14 protein-coding genes are annotated in these 14925 nt (G+C 71.3%); 8 read left to right on the plus strand and 6 right to left on the minus strand.

Annotated elements, in window-relative coordinates; all coding sequences use genetic code 11:
* Positions 1-103: 103 nt before the first annotated feature.
* Together AB0M62_RS01010 and AB0M62_RS01015 are read left to right on the plus strand one after the other, a co-directional pair.
* Entirely contained in the window at positions 104-796 is a 693-nt protein-coding gene (locus AB0M62_RS01010) for a metal-dependent transcriptional regulator (protein ID WP_366071928.1), read from the plus strand.
* Between the two features lie 544 nt (positions 797-1340).
* On the plus strand, positions 1341-2204 hold the full coding sequence (locus tag AB0M62_RS01015; protein WP_366072232.1) for an alpha/beta hydrolase: 864 nt from the start codon (positions 1341-1343) through the stop codon (positions 2202-2204).
* Between the two features lie 30 nt (positions 2205-2234).
* Here AB0M62_RS01015 and AB0M62_RS01020 read toward each other — a convergent pair whose 3' ends face one another.
* Genes AB0M62_RS01020 through AB0M62_RS01030 form a run of 3 tightly spaced genes read right to left on the minus strand, consistent with a single transcriptional unit; the run spans position 2235 to position 5407 of the window.
* Positions 2235-3848, minus strand: coding sequence for a transporter (locus tag AB0M62_RS01020; protein WP_366071929.1), 1614 nt, complete (start codon positions 3846-3848; stop codon positions 2235-2237).
* Positions 3845-4663, minus strand: a complete 819-nt coding sequence (locus AB0M62_RS01025) for an ABC transporter ATP-binding protein (protein ID WP_366071930.1) — start codon at positions 4661-4663, stop codon at positions 3845-3847. Before AB0M62_RS01025 ends, AB0M62_RS01020 begins: the two co-directional genes overlap by 4 nt.
* A gap of 57 nt (positions 4664-4720) precedes the next feature.
* A complete protein-coding gene (locus AB0M62_RS01030) occupies positions 4721-5407 on the minus strand; it encodes a bifunctional DNA primase/polymerase (protein WP_366071931.1) in 687 nt (228 codons plus the stop codon).
* Positions 5408-5752: 345 nt separating this feature from the next.
* Between AB0M62_RS01030 and AB0M62_RS01035 the strand changes: the two genes are divergently transcribed.
* Both AB0M62_RS01035 and AB0M62_RS01040 read left to right on the plus strand, forming a co-directional pair.
* Positions 5753-7135, plus strand: a complete 1383-nt coding sequence (locus tag AB0M62_RS01035) for a transcriptional regulator (RefSeq protein ID WP_366071932.1) — start codon at positions 5753-5755, stop codon at positions 7133-7135.
* A gap of 133 nt (positions 7136-7268) precedes the next feature.
* On the plus strand, positions 7269-8723 hold the full coding sequence (locus AB0M62_RS01040) for a hypothetical protein (RefSeq protein WP_366071933.1): 1455 nt from the start codon (positions 7269-7271) through the stop codon (positions 8721-8723).
* A 123-nt stretch (positions 8724-8846) separates the two neighbouring features.
* Here AB0M62_RS01040 and AB0M62_RS01045 read toward each other — a convergent pair whose 3' ends face one another.
* Positions 8847-10178, minus strand: a complete 1332-nt coding sequence (locus tag AB0M62_RS01045) for an ABC transporter substrate-binding protein (RefSeq protein WP_366071934.1) — start codon at positions 10176-10178, stop codon at positions 8847-8849.
* 171 nt (positions 10179-10349) lie between these two features.
* On the opposite strand from AB0M62_RS01045, the gene AB0M62_RS01050 reads away from it, so the two are divergent.
* Positions 10350-10796 carry a hypothetical protein gene (locus AB0M62_RS01050; RefSeq protein ID WP_366072233.1) on the plus strand — a complete coding sequence of 149 codons (447 nt, stop codon included), beginning with the start codon at positions 10350-10352 and terminating at the stop codon, positions 10794-10796.
* Positions 10797-10830: 34 nt separating this feature from the next.
* Positions 10831-11694, plus strand: coding sequence for a formyltetrahydrofolate deformylase (gene purU / locus AB0M62_RS01055; protein ID WP_366071935.1), 864 nt, complete (start codon positions 10831-10833; stop codon positions 11692-11694).
* A gap of 15 nt (positions 11695-11709) precedes the next feature.
* On the opposite strand, the gene AB0M62_RS01060 is transcribed toward purU, so the two are convergent.
* Positions 11710-12999, minus strand: coding sequence for a zf-HC2 domain-containing protein (locus AB0M62_RS01060; RefSeq protein WP_366072234.1), 1290 nt, complete (start codon positions 12997-12999; stop codon positions 11710-11712).
* Positions 13000-13052: 53 nt separating this feature from the next.
* Positions 13053-13631, minus strand: coding sequence for a sigma-70 family RNA polymerase sigma factor (locus AB0M62_RS01065; protein WP_366071936.1), 579 nt, complete (start codon positions 13629-13631; stop codon positions 13053-13055).
* Positions 13632-13820: 189 nt separating this feature from the next.
* On the opposite strand from AB0M62_RS01065, the gene AB0M62_RS01070 reads away from it, so the two are divergent.
* Together AB0M62_RS01070 and AB0M62_RS01075 are read left to right on the plus strand one after the other, a co-directional pair.
* Positions 13821-14213 carry an STAS domain-containing protein gene (locus tag AB0M62_RS01070; protein ID WP_366071937.1) on the plus strand — a complete coding sequence of 131 codons (393 nt, stop codon included), beginning with the start codon at positions 13821-13823 and terminating at the stop codon, positions 14211-14213.
* Between the two features lie 181 nt (positions 14214-14394).
* On the plus strand, positions 14395-14913 hold the full coding sequence (locus AB0M62_RS01075; protein ID WP_366071938.1) for an EF-hand domain-containing protein: 519 nt from the start codon (positions 14395-14397) through the stop codon (positions 14911-14913).
* The last annotated feature ends 12 nt before the right edge of the window (positions 14914-14925 follow it).

Genomic DNA, 14925 nt, shown 5'->3' on the forward strand with positions numbered 1-14925 from the left:
ACCACGCACCTGTCAATACGCGCTCTCCTTGGTGCTGCCCGGTTGTCGGAGCTATGCGTCAGAATTGGGGTCAGGGCCAGCGCACGATAATCGAGGGGCACGTATGTCCGGACTGATCGACACCACGGAGATGTATCTCCGCACCATCCTTGAGCTGGAAGAGGAAGGCGTGGTCCCCATGCGCGCCCGGATCGCGGAGCGGCTCGATCAGAGCGGTCCGACGGTCAGCCAGACGGTGGCGCGGATGGAGCGCGACGGGCTGGTGACGGTCGCGGGCGACCGGCACCTCGAGCTGACCGAAGAGGGCCGCCGGCTGGCGACGCGCGTGATGCGCAAGCACCGGTTGGCCGAGTGCCTGCTCGTCGACGTGATCGGTCTGGAGTGGGAGCAGGTGCACGCGGAGGCATGCCGCTGGGAGCACGTGATGAGCGAGGCGGTGGAGCGGCGGGTGCTGGAGCTGCTGCGTCACCCGACCGAGTCGCCGTACGGGAACCCGATCCCCGGCCTGGAGGAGTTGGGCGAGAAGGCCGAGGCGGACCCGTTCCTGGACGACAACATGGTGAGCCTGGCCGAGCTGCACCCCGGTGCGGAGGGCAAGACCGTGGTGGTCCGGCGGATCGGTGAGCCGATCCAGACGGATGCCCAGTTGATGTACACGTTGCGGCGCGCGGGTGTGCAGCCCGGTTCGGTGGTGAGTGTCACGGAGTCGGCGGGCGGCGTGCTGGTGGGCAGCAGTGGTGAGGCCGCGGAGTTGAACACGGAGGTCGCCTCACACGTCTTCGTCGCCAAGCGCTGACTGGGCTTCAGCCGGCTTCGGGCGGCTTCGGACGGGCGGACGCAGGGCGTCGGGCGGGCGGCAGCCGCTTTCCCGCGGAATGGCAGCTTCCGTGCGGGGCCGCGTGCAAGGCTGTCGTTGAGGCATATGACCCGAGGGGTCGGCTGTGCGCGCACAGCGGGTCAGGGAGGGGGCAGGGGTATGCGCCCGTGGCGCTGGACGGCTTCTGCCCGCACCGGGGACCTGTCTGCTGGGTCTGGTTCCGCTTCGTCCGCTGGTACGGAGGGTCCCGGCGCCTTGCGGCGCCGGGACCTGTCCTCCCCTGTGCTGACCCGGAGCCCCGAGCTCCCAGGGTCAATCCCCTCGGACCGTCTTCCCCGAGCGGCCCGCCTCCCGTTGAAGATCTCCCCTCGGTTGCGTCCGTCAATCCTTGAGCGAGGTCACTCGAACGAGGGGTGTTGCTGGGGAGACGCTCGTTTTCGAATACGAGTTCGATAGTCTGGCGGGGCTCAACCGCTCTGGACGGATGGACGAACCGAAGACGACTGAAGGGGGTGCCAGGACATTGGTGCGGCGCATCGACGTGACAGGAGCCGACGGAGTACGGCTCGCCGCCTGGGAGTTCGCCGACCCGCCCAAGGGCGGAGGGGACACCGAGAACGCCCCCGGCGTGCTCTTACTGCATGGGCTCATGGGACGCGCCTCGCACTGGGCGCCCACCGCCCGCTGGCTCGCCGAGCGGCGCCGCGCGGTCGGCCTCGACCAGCGGGGCCACGGGCGCAGCGAGAAGCCGGCCGAGGGTCCGTACAGCCGTGAGGCGTACGTGGCCGATGCCGAGGCCGCGGTCGAACAGCTCGGCCTCGCCCCCGTGACCCTCATCGGTCACTCCATGGGCGCCCTGACCGCCTGGCAGCTCGCGGCCCGCCGACCAGACCTCGTCGAGGCGCTGATCATCTGCGACATGCGCGCCTCGGCCCTGGGGGCGGCGTCACAGCGCGAGTGGGAAGACTGGTTCCGCGCCTGGCCGGTGCCCTTCGCGACGCTCGCGGACGTACGCAAGTGGTTCGGCGAGGACGACCCCTGGGTGGAGCGCCCCAGCCCGGCGCGTGGCGAGTTCTTCGCCGAGGTGATGGCCGAGCGTGCGGACGGCTGGCGTCCGGTCTTCTCCCGCCGCCAGATGCTCAAGTCCCGGGAGACGTGGGTCTACGACGCGCACTGGGACGAGCTTGCCCAGGTCCGGTGTCCGGCCCTGGTGGTCCGCGGCCTGGACGGTGAACTGGGGCGCGCCGAGGCCCAGGAAATGGTCCGGGTACTGCCCCGCGGCCGCTACGCGGAGGTACCGGACGCGGGGCACCTGGTCCACTACGACCAGCCGGAGGGCTGGCGCGCGGCGGTGGAGCCCTTCCTGGACGGTGTCCTCACGCCGTGAGGCACCGGGTGCGGGCAGGCCCCTGCCCCCTCACCCCTTGCTCACCGCCGTCAGGATCTCCGGGAGCCGGTTCGCGGTCGTCGGGGCCGCGAAGCGCAGGCCGGCCCAGGTGATCAGGGCGCCGTAGGCGGCGCCCGCCGGGAGGATCAGCCAGAGCCAGTGGTGGGCACCCGTGACATGGAGCCAGACAGTGAGCGCCAACAGCGGCGCGCAGAGCAGGGCCGAGGCCGTCATGCCGCCGAAGATGCTGATCCAGGCCAGGCCCGCCTGGCCCGGGGCCACGTTCTTGTACGCGCTGTCCTGTGGAATCGAGTACGGGAAGCGGGCCGAGGCCACCGCGCCCGTGGACAGCATCGCGCCCAGCAGCGCGAGCGAGAGGCCCAGCGCCTCGGGCAGAGCCCGCCAGTTGCCCACGAGGCCCGCCGTGACCACGGTGACGAACGCCGAGTACGGCAGGGTGACCACCAGCAGCGCCAGGGCCCGGGCCCGCAGTTCGAGGTAGGCGTCGCGCGTCGAGGAGATTGTGAGGGCCACCGTCCAGAACGCCGAAGTGTCCTGGCCGAACTGGTTGTACATCTGGATGCCCAGCATCCCGGCCGCGAAGCAGGCGAAGTAGATCGTGCCGGTGCCCTGGAGCGCGTTGAACACCGGCACGATCAGGCCGATGGCCAGCGAAGTGACCCATGCCGCCTTGGTCTTCGGATCCCGCCACACATAGCGCAGGCTGCGCTGCATGACCGTGCCCGTGCGGCCCTCGGGGAGCAGGCGCGACAGGCCCGTGGACGACGACTCCTTCCGCGCGGGCTCCGCCGCCTGGAGGGTCGAGCCGTCCGGCGCGGTCATCAGTTTCGTCAGGCTGCGCTGCCAGGACCACAGCAGAAGCACCAGCGCGGCGGCGGCCAGCAGGAGTTGAGCGGCACCGCGTCCGTAAGCACCCTGGGCGACGGCGTCCACCGCACCGATCGCCGAGGCGGGCGGCAGCCACCGCACCACATCTGCCACCGGGTCGAGGGCCGACAGCCCGCCGGCTTCGCTGAGCCTCTGGCCGCCGAAATTCACCACCTGGATGCCGACCGCGATCACCAGGCCGCTGAGTACGGCCAGGTCGCGGCCCTTACGGCTGGTCAGCAGCCGGATGTTGGCCGCCGCCACCGCCCGCGCCAGCGCCACGCACACCAGCAGCGTCAGTGGTACGGCGAGCACGCCGACCGCCACGGCGGCACCGCCGTGCGCCACCGCCACCACCGAACCCGCGACGAGGCACAGGGTGAACAGCGGGCCGATCCCGACGAGGGAGGCGGTGAGCAGCGCCACGATCAGCGGTCGGGGCCGCAGGGGGAGCATCACCAGCCGGGTCGGGTCGAGGGTCTCGTCCCCGCTGGGGAAGAACAGCGGCATCACGGCCCAGCCGAGGGCCAGTACGCCCGTCAGCAGGACCACGACGGTCGCCGCGTGTCCGTTGCCGCGCAGCGCGATGAGCCCGATCAGCTGGAGCGCCGCGAAGAGCAGCGTGACCACGACGGAGGCGATGTAGGCGGCCTTGCGGCCGGAGGACTGGCGCAGCCCGTTGCGCAGCAGCGACAGCTTCAGGCGGACGAAGACCGGGGTGATTCCGGCAGTGGGCGGGCTCGTGCTCGTGCTCATCGGCCGGCCCCGCCGCCCAGCCAGTCCAGGGAGTCGCTGTGGTCCCGCGCGCCTGCGCCGACCAGTTCGAGGAAGGCGCTCTGCAGGGACGGCGCGTCGCCGCGCACCTCGGCGAGGGTGCCCTGCGCCCGGATCCGGCCCGCCGCGATGACCGCGACCCAGTCGCAGAGCGACTCGACGAGTTCCATCACATGGCTGGAGAAGACGACGGTCGCCCCCGACAGGGTGTACCGCTCCAGGACGCCGCGGATGGTCTGCGCGGAGACGGGGTCGACCCCCTCGAACGGCTCGTCCAGGAAGAGGACTTCGGGGTTGTGGAGCAGGGCGGCCGCCAGGCCGATCTTCTTCCGCATGCCGGTGGAGTAGTCGACGACCAGCTTGTGCTGCGCGCCCGCCAGGTCCAGTACGTCCAGCAGTTGCGTCGCGCGCTTGTCGACCTCCTCCCCGGGCAGCCCCCGCAGCCGCCCGGTGTACGCGAGGAGTTCGCGCCCCGAGAGCCGCTCGAAGAGCCGCAGCCCCTCGGGCAGTACGCCGATCCGGGCCTTCACCTCGGCCGGGTCCCGCCAGACGTCACGGCCGGTGATCTCGACTCGACCCTGGTCGGGGCGGAGCAGTCCGGTCACCATCGACAGCGTGGTCGTCTTGCCCGCGCCGTTCGGTCCGACCAGGCCGATGAACTTCCCGGCGGGCAGCTCGAGATCGATCCCGGCCACGGCGATCTGCTCGCCGAACCGCTTCCACAGGCCCTCTGCACGTACGGCGGCGGGCGGCGCCGTACGCGCTCCGCCCGCCTCTTCAGCTGCCTCGTCCGGCATCCGCCCCGCCTCTCGGTGTCCCCGTGGCTGGTCATGAAACACAGCCTGGGGGACACCTTATGAGTCCTGGGCGCGCCTGGCCCGAGCGTCGGCGGCCTCCCGCCCGCACGCGTATGCCAGCGGGCTGATCAGTTCCTCGGCGTCGGGCAGCCAACGGTTGGCCGGTGTGGGCCGCCGGGCCCACTGCACCGCGCCGTGGCCGCCCACGCGGGTCGGGGGAGCGGCGACGTAGTCGCCCTCGCCGCGGGCGATCAGGTCGACCGCGGCGGGCGACCACCCCAACTTCCCTACCAGATCGGGAACTTTCAGCCCGGCGCCCGGCAGGACGAAGAACAGCATCCGGCGGTCCGGGGTGCAGGTGACCGGGCCGAGTGTCAGCTCCATGCGCTCCATCCGGGCCAGGGCGAGGAACCCGGCCGTCTCGGACACGTCGATCGCGTCGAACGTCCGGCCCGTCGGCAGCAGGATGGACGCCTTCGGGTGCTTCGCCCAGAGCCGCCGCGCCTGCACCGCGCTCCCCGTCGCCTGCGACTCCCAGTCCTGGCGTACCGGATGGGCGCCGGGCGCGGAGCAGGCGGCGTCGCCGCACGAGCACTGCTCCCTGCCGTCCTCGGCCTCCAGCCAGGTGCCGGGGAACACGTCCCAGTGGCGCTCTTCCGCGTACCGCACGGCGTGATCCAGCAGCAGGTCGCCTCGCTGCTTGGGGATGGGTGCGGCTTCCGTGACTCCGATGGTCTCTTCCACGGTGAACTCAACTGCCGCCGTCACCTCGGGTTACGGGCGCGGCCTGCGAGGTGCCGGGAGCATCGATCCTGCATGTATCGCATGCGGGGCGCACCGGTGCACGGCCGGGGGCGCGCAGGGGGACGGGGAGCAGTGAGCGGGTAGCCACAGGCGTGGAAGAACGCAGTGGAACGTCCTGGAAGTTCACGGAACGCCGCGGAAGGCCGCCCCGAAGTGGATAAAACCGTCAAACCCGCCAACAACAGCAAAGCCGACTACAGCGACTACGCAGTCATCCGCCGCATTCTTTGCATATTCGCCGGGCAGTGATCAATTCAAAGATCATTGCAGCCTCAGGGGGTAGTCATGGCAGCCAGGCCGCTCGTCGCCCGCCAGCCGAACGAACGGCTGCAGGCGCTCATCCAGGAAGCAGGGTGCTCCAACGCCGGGCTGGCTCGCCGCGTGAACATGTGCGGGGCGGAGCACGGTCTCGATCTCCGGTACGACAAGACATCGGTGGCCCGCTGGCTCCGCGGCCAGCAGCCCCGCGGCCGGGCACCGGGGATCATCGCCGAGGCGCTGGGCCGCAAGCTCGGCCGTACGGTCACGATCGACGAGATCGGGATGGCCAACGGCAAGAATCTCGCCTCCGGGATCGGCCTGCAGTTCTCGCCCACCGTGCCGGGCGCGATCGAGCAGGTCTGCGAGCTGTGGCGCAGCGACGTGGGCCGCCGCGACTTCCTCTCCGGATCGACCGTCGCCGCCTCCGCGCTGGTGGAGCCCAGCCGTGACTGGCTGATCACCGGCGCGGACGCACAGGTGGCGCGGTCGGTGGGCGCGCGGGTGGGGGCCTCGGACGTCGACGCCGTCCGGGCCACGACCGAGGCGCTGGTCGAGCTGGACCACAGGTTCGGCAGCGGTCATGTCCGCCCGATCGTCGTCCACTACCTCAATAGCGTGGTGTCCGGGCTGCTGGCCGGCTCGTACCGGGAGTCGGTCGGCCGCGCGCTCTTCGCGGCTGTGGCGCGGCTCACGGAGCTGGCCGGCTACATGGCCGTCGACACCGGTCAGCCGGGGCTCGCCCAGCGCTACTACATCCAGGCCCTGCGGCTCGCGCAGGCGGCCGGCGACCGTGGTTACGGCGGCTATGTGCTGGCCGCGTCGATGAGCCACCTCGCCGCGCAGCTCGGGAACCCGCGCGAGATCGCCCAGTTGGCGCGGGCCGCGCAGGAGGGTGCGCGCGGTCAGGTGCCGCCGCGCGCGGAGGCGATGTTCCTGGCGGCGGAAGCGCGGGGGCACGCTCTGCTGGGCGACGCGCGCGCCACCCAGGTGGCGGCGGGCCGGGCGCTGGGCGCGTTGGAGCGTACGGAAGCGACCGCGGGTGACGACCCGGCGTGGATCGCCCACTTCGACGAGGCGTACCTCGCCGACGAGCTGGCGCACTGCCACCGTGACCTCGGCCAGGCGGAGGCCGCGGGCCGGCGGGCGGAGGAGGCGCTGGACGGCCTGCCGGAGACCAAGGCCCGTCGCCGCGCGATCGGTCTTGTGCTGTTGGCCACGTCCCAGGTCCAGCGCCGCGAGGTCGAGCAGGCGTGCCACACGGGTACGCGCGCGGTCGAGCTGCTGGGTACGCTGCGGTCCAACCGGGGCGCCGAGTACCTGGACGACTTCCAGCAGCGTCTGGAGCCGTTCCGGGAGGAGCCGGCGGTCCGCGAGTTCCGTGCGCGGCTGGAGATCAACGCGGCGTAGCCGGGGGCACACGCGGCCCCATAACAGCGTCTTGGGCGCCCTTCTTGTTACTGCTTTCCGGTGCGTGGCAGGGGGGCTGCGGGACCCGGTAGCGTGAACCGACGGTCCCGTAGGTACACACGTAGGAGTCCCGGTGACGCAGAGCGGTCAGGGCGACGAGCCGCAGTATCCCGCGGCCCGGCGCGCGCACGAGGGTGTCGTGCTGCCCGCGGACGGCAGTGGTCCCTGGATACCCGGAACCTCGGGGGAGCAGGTCGCCCCCGCGGGCGGTCAGCCCTGGGGCCAGCCGTGGGGGCCGGGCCAGCAGCAGGCGCCGGTGTCGCAGCCGCTGCCCCCCGAGGGGGCGCAGCAGCCGGTGCAGCCGGCGACGCCCATGCCGTTGCCGCCGCACGCCGGAGCGGAGGCGGACGCCACCCAGTACCTGCCGCCCATGGCCGCCTACCCGCCGCCGGGAGCCGTGTACCCGCCGCTTGGGGCCAACGCGCACGGGGCCGCAGCGCCCGGCGGGATGGCGCCCGAACACCCCGCCGAGTCCACCCAGTTCCTGGGCACGGGCCACGGCCAGTGGGCGCCGCAGGGACCCGACGCGCAGGCGACGCAGTACATCGCGCCGGTGCCCGCCGGGCCTGCAGGGACCGGCGTGCCCCAGGGGCCGGATGCGCAGGCGACGCAGTACATCGCTCCCGTTCCGGCCGCGCCGACCGGCGCTCCGTACGGGATCAGGCCCGGCGCCCCGGAGGACCGGCAGCCGCCCGCCGAGTTCGACAGCCTCTTCCGTACCGACGCCGGATCCGAACGCCCCGATCCCACACAGCAGTTGCCCCGCTTCGACGGGACGCAGCAGCGCCGGTCCCAGCAGCCGCGCCAGGCACAGCGGCCGTACGCTCCCGCCTCGCCGCACGCACCGCACACCCAGCCCCAGTCTCCGCCGCCGGGCCGGGGCGGCGGACAGCGCCGCCGGTCCCCGGCCGCCCTCATCGCCGCGGGCGTTGTCGCTCTGGCCGTGGTGGGTCTCGGCGTGGGCGCGCTGATGAGCGGCGGCGACGACGAGGACAAGGGGCAGGACGACAGGACTGCTGTCACCGCGGACTCGTCGCCCACCACCGGGAGCTCCGCCGAACCGGCTGCCGATCCGGCCAAGGCGCAGGCCGAGGGGCTGGACAAGCTGCTCGCCGACAGCAACAACAGCCGTGCGGCCGTGATCCGTTCGGTCGAGAACATCAAGAAGTGCGACAACCTCGGCCAGGCCGCCATCGATCTACGGGCCGCCGCCGTACAGCGAGAGAACCTGGTGACCCGTCTGCAGGCCCTCCCGGTCGACAAGCTGCCGGAGAACGCACGGCTGTCGGCATCCCTGACCAAGGCGTGGAAGTCGTCCGCGGCAGCGGACAACCACTACGCCGCCTGGGCCGACCAGGTCGCCGGCAAGAAGGGCTGCAAGGACGGCCGTGCCCGGCAGACGCCTCAGGCGGGGGCGGGCAACCGCGCCAGCGGCGAAGCGACTCAGGCCAAGCAGGAGGCCGCGGGCCTGTGGAACGCGATCGCCGGGCAGTACGGTCTGACGAAGCGCGACAAGACCCAGCTGTAGGTCCCTGCCCGGTGGGTGGATGGACGAGCCCGCCCACCGGGGCCGAGGGCCTGCGGGAAGGGAGGCGGAGCCCCGGCGCCCCCTGCGACCGGCCTCCGCGAGGACGCTGGGCCCGGGAGGGGCCTACCTTGCCGCCGGGGAGCCTTCGAGCGTCGCCGTCATGTCCCGGGACCCCTTCTCCAGAGCCACCAGACGCCCTTCGCGGACGACCTGGAACGTCACCCGGCCGTTGACAATCCGGGGGAAGCCCCGTACCGCGCGCATGTCCTCGTACCGCCAGCTCAGCTTCGGCGTGAGGCCGCCCGTGTCGATTCCGGTGGTGCGGTCGAGGGCCTGCGCCACGCGCGGCGCGGTGATGTCGCCCTCGCCGAGGGAGCGGACTATGTCCGTTAACACCGTGTACGCGATCCACGTCGTCTGGATCCCGGTGTCGGCCGGGTCGATGCGGTCGTCGCCGAAGGCGTGCTCGCTGATCACCTTGCGCATCGGCTCCCAGAGGGGATCGCTCGCCACGGGGTACCAGCCGGTGACGTACGCGCCCTCGAAGGGGCCCTCCTTGCCGCCTGTGCGGTTCACCAGGCCCTGGCTGACGCTGCCGAGCACCGAGGAGATCCGGACCTTCTGGAGGTCCTTCTGGACCCGCCGGAAGGAGTCGAAGAAGGTCTCCGTCCGCTCGCCGAGCACGGCGGTGACGCAGCCCTTGGCCGCTCGCTCCGTCGCCGCCGCCGAGCCGATGACCCCCGGCAGCGACGGGTCCGCGCCCGCCTCCCGCAGGGCCTCCCGCGCCTTCGCGCTGTAGTCGCCCGCGTCCTCGGCGGCGCGGACGTCGGCGGCCTCGGTGCGCTTGCCTGCCACCAGGCCCGAATTCAGGAGTACGGGCATGGTGTCGCCGGCGACGGTGTCGGGACGGACCAGGGAGACCCGCTCGCAGTCGCGGGCGAGCTGGCGTCCGTTGCCCGCGAGGAGGACCGGCTGGCCACCGTTCACCGGGTACGAGAGCGTGCTCTGGAACTCCTCGTCGGAGACGCCGTAGCCGCCGATGAACGGGATACCCGCGGTCTCGAGCGGGGCCATGAACGCCCGGCCGTGCTGGCTGTACGAGCCGACGACCGCGACGGCGTTGGCGGTTACAGCCTTCCGTGCGCAGTCGCCCGCTCCGACGGGAGTGTTGTGCTCGTTGCAGGTGATGACTTTGAGTTCCCGGCCGTTGATACCGCCGCGGCTGTTGATCCAGCGGGCGTACGCGCCGGCCATGGCCGGCATGCCCGCCATGTTGGTGGCCTGGGTCTCCTCGGGCGCGAACGTCATGACGGTGATGGGCTCCCTGGCTCCCCCCGAGTCCCCAGGGAGCACACCGCATCCCCCGATGAGTGACGCACAGACCGCCGTACACAGCGCGGTCGTCAGCGCGGAGTTGCTGGGGCGGAGGGATGAGGTACGTCGCCAACCGGTCATGTCTCTGCACAATTCCGCCCCACGGGTAACACACGAGTGACCCTTGTTCAACGTTCGGTGACGCAAAGATGAATTGCAGGGGTGCGCGCGCTTCTGCGAATCGGGAACGTACGATCGACAACCGTGCAAGGTTCGGAGAACTCTTCCCGTCGTGGCCGTCGCTCCCCCACCATGGGCGGCATGCCGCTCAACGACATGCCGTGGTGGCGCTGGCGCAGCAATGTGCGCTCGGCGCTGCACATGCTTTCCGACCCCGCCTTCCAGCAGGAGTGCTGGCTTGCCGGCCTCGACGGCTACGGGGACGTCACCGACGCCGTCTACCGGCTGGTCGAGGACACCTGGCTGGACAACTGGTCCGCCGAGAAGTACGTGGGGACGATCTTCCGCGACTCCCAGGAGGCCGCTCTCGTGGACACCGCCGTCCTGCGGGTGCTGCGCATCATGCACCAGGTCGGGGCGGACGCTCCCGTGTCGGCCTACATGGAGCACCACGGATGGCCCGAGGCGGTACGGGCCGCCCGTGACGCGCACGTACGCCTCGCGGCGAGTGACGGCGACGACCCGGATGCCGCCCCGAGTTCTCTCGACGTCCTGCGGATCATGACTCGGTCGGCGTGAGCCCTCCGACGCGGGTGTGGAATCCTTTGGGCTTATGAGCGACCCGCAGCCCGAGCAGTATGTCCTGACCGTGACATGCCCCGACAAACAGGGCATCGTGCACGCGGTGTCGAGTTACCTGTTCATGACCGGTTGCAACATCGAGGACAGTCAGCAGTTCGGCGACCATGGCACCGGCCTCTTCTTCATGCGGGTGCACTTCTCGGCCGAGCCCCCTGTCACGCTGGAGAAGCTGCGGGCCAGCTTCGCCGCCATCGGCGACTCGTTCCGGATGGACTGGCAGATCCACCACGCTTCCGAGCGGATGCGGATCGTGCTGATGGTCTCGAAGTTCGGCCACTGCCTGAACGATCTGCTCTTCCGCTCGTCGATCGGCGCGCTGCCGGTGGAGATCGCGGCGGTCGTCTCCAACCACAGGGACTTCGAAGAGCTCGTCGGCTCGTACGGCATTCCCTTCCGCCACATTCCGGTGACCAGGGAAACCAAGGCGGCGGCCGAGGCAGAGCTGTTGGCGCTGGTGCGGGACGAGAGGGTCGAGCTGGTCGTCCTCGCCCGCTACATGCAGGTGCTTTCCGACGACCTCTGCAAGCAGCTGAACGGCCGGATCATCAATATCCACCACTCGTTCCTGCCGAGCTTCAAGGGTGCGAAGCCGTACCACCAGGCGCACGAGCGCGGCGTGAAACTGATCGGCGCCACGGCGCACTATGTGACGGCGGACCTCGACGAGGGCCCGATCATCGAGCAGGAGGTCGAGCGCGTGGGGCACCAGGTGACCCCCGAGCAGCTGGTCGCGATCGGCCGCGATGTGGAGTGCCAGGCGCTGGCGCGCGCGGTGAAGTGGCACAGCGAACACCGCGTGCTGCTCAACGGCCGCCGTACGGTCGTCTTCACCTGACCCCGAAGCCGGGTCTCACAGTCTGGACAGCGAAGCCGCCGCGAACAGCACGTCCCGGATGGCCTCGCGGTCGCCCTGCTGGCCCGCCGCCGCGTCCTCCGGGGAGATGTGGCCCGCGGCCAGCCGGCAGAACTCGACGCCGTCCAGCGCGATCTGGGCCACCGCGTGTTGCGGCGAAGGGGTTGCCGCCGGGGAGTCCAGGGCGATGTACCAGCTGCCGCCGCCCGAGCCCTCGACCTCCAGGTGAAGGGTCCGGCCGGGGGAGCCCGCCGCCACGAGCTGCCGTGCCGGCGTGGCGAGTCCGGCCCGGCGGCGCTCGGCGAGAGCGCCCGGGAGCAGCCGGGCGGCAAGGTCGATCATGCGGTTGAGGTGGGCAGCGGCCGGCGGGTCGTACGGATAGTCCACCGCGTCCGCGATGTCCCCCGCGTGCACCCAGCACTCGAAGGCACGGTCCAGGAACGAGTCCCGCAGGGGCAGTGCGGCCGTCCCGTATGGGACGGACAGCTCGGCCACGCCCCGGCCCGCGAACGAGACCGTGCGAATCAGAGTGTGGCCCTGCTCACGCCAGGGTTCGCGGACTCTGCGGGTGAACGGGTGCTGGGACGACCGCCAGTACGCCTCGGTGCGCTCACTCGGGGTGCCGGGCGAGTCCGGCGCGTCAGGGCCGAGGGGGTCGTCGAGGCCGAGCGCGGTGGCGACCATGCCGTCGACGGTCATCAGGTGCCCGATGACACCGGCGACCGTCGTTTTGCGGCTGACCTGGCGCTCGCCCTCGAACCACTTGAGCCGTACCGGCGCGTGCCACTCGGAGTCGCCGATGTCCCGCAGCAGGGCATCGAGTCTAGCGGTCTCCGCGTCGTACGGTGAGGCCCAGTCCGGTACCGGGATACGCGCGGGCCTGCGCCCGAGGCAGCCCTCCAGGACGCGCGAGCGCAGCAGCGGGTCGAGATCGAGGCTCTCCTCTGCGTGCAGGAGTCCCACGGCGTCACGGAGGCGCAGTGCCTCGTCCGCGCACGGTGCGCATTCGGTCAGGTGGTTCTCGACGGCCTGGGTCTCCTCGGCGGAGCAGGCGGACAGTGCCCAGGCGCCGAGGAGCGACTTCAGCACCTTGTGGGTCAGCGCCGCCGGCGGCGGAGTGGGCGGCGGCGGAGTGGGCGGCGGCGGAGTGGGCGGCTGTGCCGGCGACTGTGCGACTTCCGGCGCGCGCGGCGGCGCGGACTCGGGCGCGGGCAACGGTTCCTGGCGCAGGTGGAGATTGTCCGCCGCCTGCCGCGGGGCGGGTATGCGCGGCTGTTTGCCGTCCATGTCGTCGGGGTCGTCGGGGTTGTCGGGGCCTGGCGCCCCGTGCGCGGGCCCGTTCACAGTGCGTGCCCGTATCCGGGCGGTGATGATCCTTCGACCGGCCGGGTATTGGCCGTCGAGAGCAGTTGCAGTCCGAGGCGCAGGCGCCTGCGCGCCTCGTCCTCGGTGACGCCGAGGTCCGCCGCGGCCTGCCGGTAGTCCCGGCGCTGGAAGTACGCGAGCTCCAACGCGGCCCGCAGTGGCGCGGGCATGGAGGTGACGATGTAGTCGGCGCGGGCGGCGGCGGACGCGTTGCGCACTTTCCGTTCCAGCTCCTCGCGCGAACCGGCGCCGGCCGTGAGGGCTGCCGCCTCGGTCTGGCGCAGCCGGTTCACCGCCTGGCGGTGGGTGAGCCGGGCCACCCAGGAGCGCATGGACCCCTGCTTGGGGTCGTACGCGTCGGGGTTCTCCCAGATGTAGCCGAAGACTTCGCGGGTGATCCGGTCGGCAGCCTCCTCGTCGCCGAGCACCCGATGGGCGAGGCTGTGCACGAGCGAGGCGAACCGGTCGTACAACTCCCCGAGCGCCGCGGCCTCACCCCGCGCGAGCCGCTGCTGCATCCGGCGGTCCCAGCGGGGTGGTGCGTCTTTCGGCATACGGCCCCCAACCCTGGTGTCGACCCTTCGAATGTAGTGGCCATGTGCCGCGGCGCACTCCCCTTTGCCGCAAAGTGCGCCCGTGGGGCACGCGGCAAGGGTAGGGATTCCGCCGCGTTTCAGATGCGTACGGCCGGGCAGCCGCCAAGGAACGGGTAGTTCCGGATCCAACGGCGAGAGGTGTGGCACGTGTCGCTGCTGAACGTGAGCGAGGGAGAGCGGGGTGGCTGGGCCCTGCTGCGCATCTCGGGTGAACTGGATCTGGTGACCGCACCCGAAGTCCGCAGACACGTGCACGACGCCGTGGCCGAGGGCCGCCGTGCGGTGGTACTCGACCTCTCCGGGGTACTGTTCTGCGACTCCAGCGGCATCGGAGTGTTGATCGCGACGCGTCGGCTGATGCGCTCCTGCCAGGGCCGGCTCCGGCTGATCCTGCCCGCCCGGGGTGCGGTCGAAGGGTCCCATGTGAACCGAGTGCTGGCCGCGCTGGGAGTGCGACGGCTCTTCGAGGTCTATCCGGACATCGACTCGGCGGTGGACGAGGAGGCGCAGCCGCTCGCGCTCGGACGAATGGCCGTGTGACACGGTGCCGACCTCGGCGTGTAACAGGGTGTCGACCTCGCAGTCACCTGCGGTGGGCGTACGGATGCAGTTGATCAACACCTTGCCCGCTTTCCTTAACTTCCCGGCCACGCAGGCCTTACGCTCCGTCTGACTGCAAGAGACTGCAACCCCACCTGACACGTGAGGCGGAAGGCCGAAAATGGACAGCGCAGAGTATGAGCGGAAGATCGCCGCCCGATTCGCCACCTTCGACCAGGATGGCAACGGCTACATCGACCGCGAGGACTTCAGCGCGGCGGCGAAGGCCGTGCTCGCAGAGTTCGGGACCGCCGCCCGCTCCGACAAGGGGCAGGCGGTCTTCATCGGCGCGGAAGCCTTCTGGCAGGGCATGGCCGGTATCGCCGATGTCGACGGCGACCAGCGGGTGAACCGCGAGGAGTTCGTCACGGGCGCCGTGAAGCGGCTGCGCGACAACCCCCAGCGCTTCGCCGAGATCGCCCGGCCTTTCCTGCACGCCGTGCTTGCCGTAGCGGACGAGGACGGCGCCGGCGCGACGCCGCAGAGCGCCGCCCGGGTGATCCGGGTGCTGGGTGCCGACGCCGAGGTGGCCCGTCGGGCGGCTGAGGCGCTCGACGCGGACGGTGACGGCAGGATCAGCGAGGACGAGATCATGACGGCGTTCGCGGCGTACTACACCACCGCAGAGCCGGACGCCTGACCGTACCCGTGA

The sequence above is a fragment of the Streptomyces sp. NPDC051219 genome, assembly GCF_040682335.1.
In the GTDB taxonomy this organism is placed as follows: Bacteria; Actinomycetota; Actinomycetes; order Streptomycetales; family Streptomycetaceae; genus Streptomyces.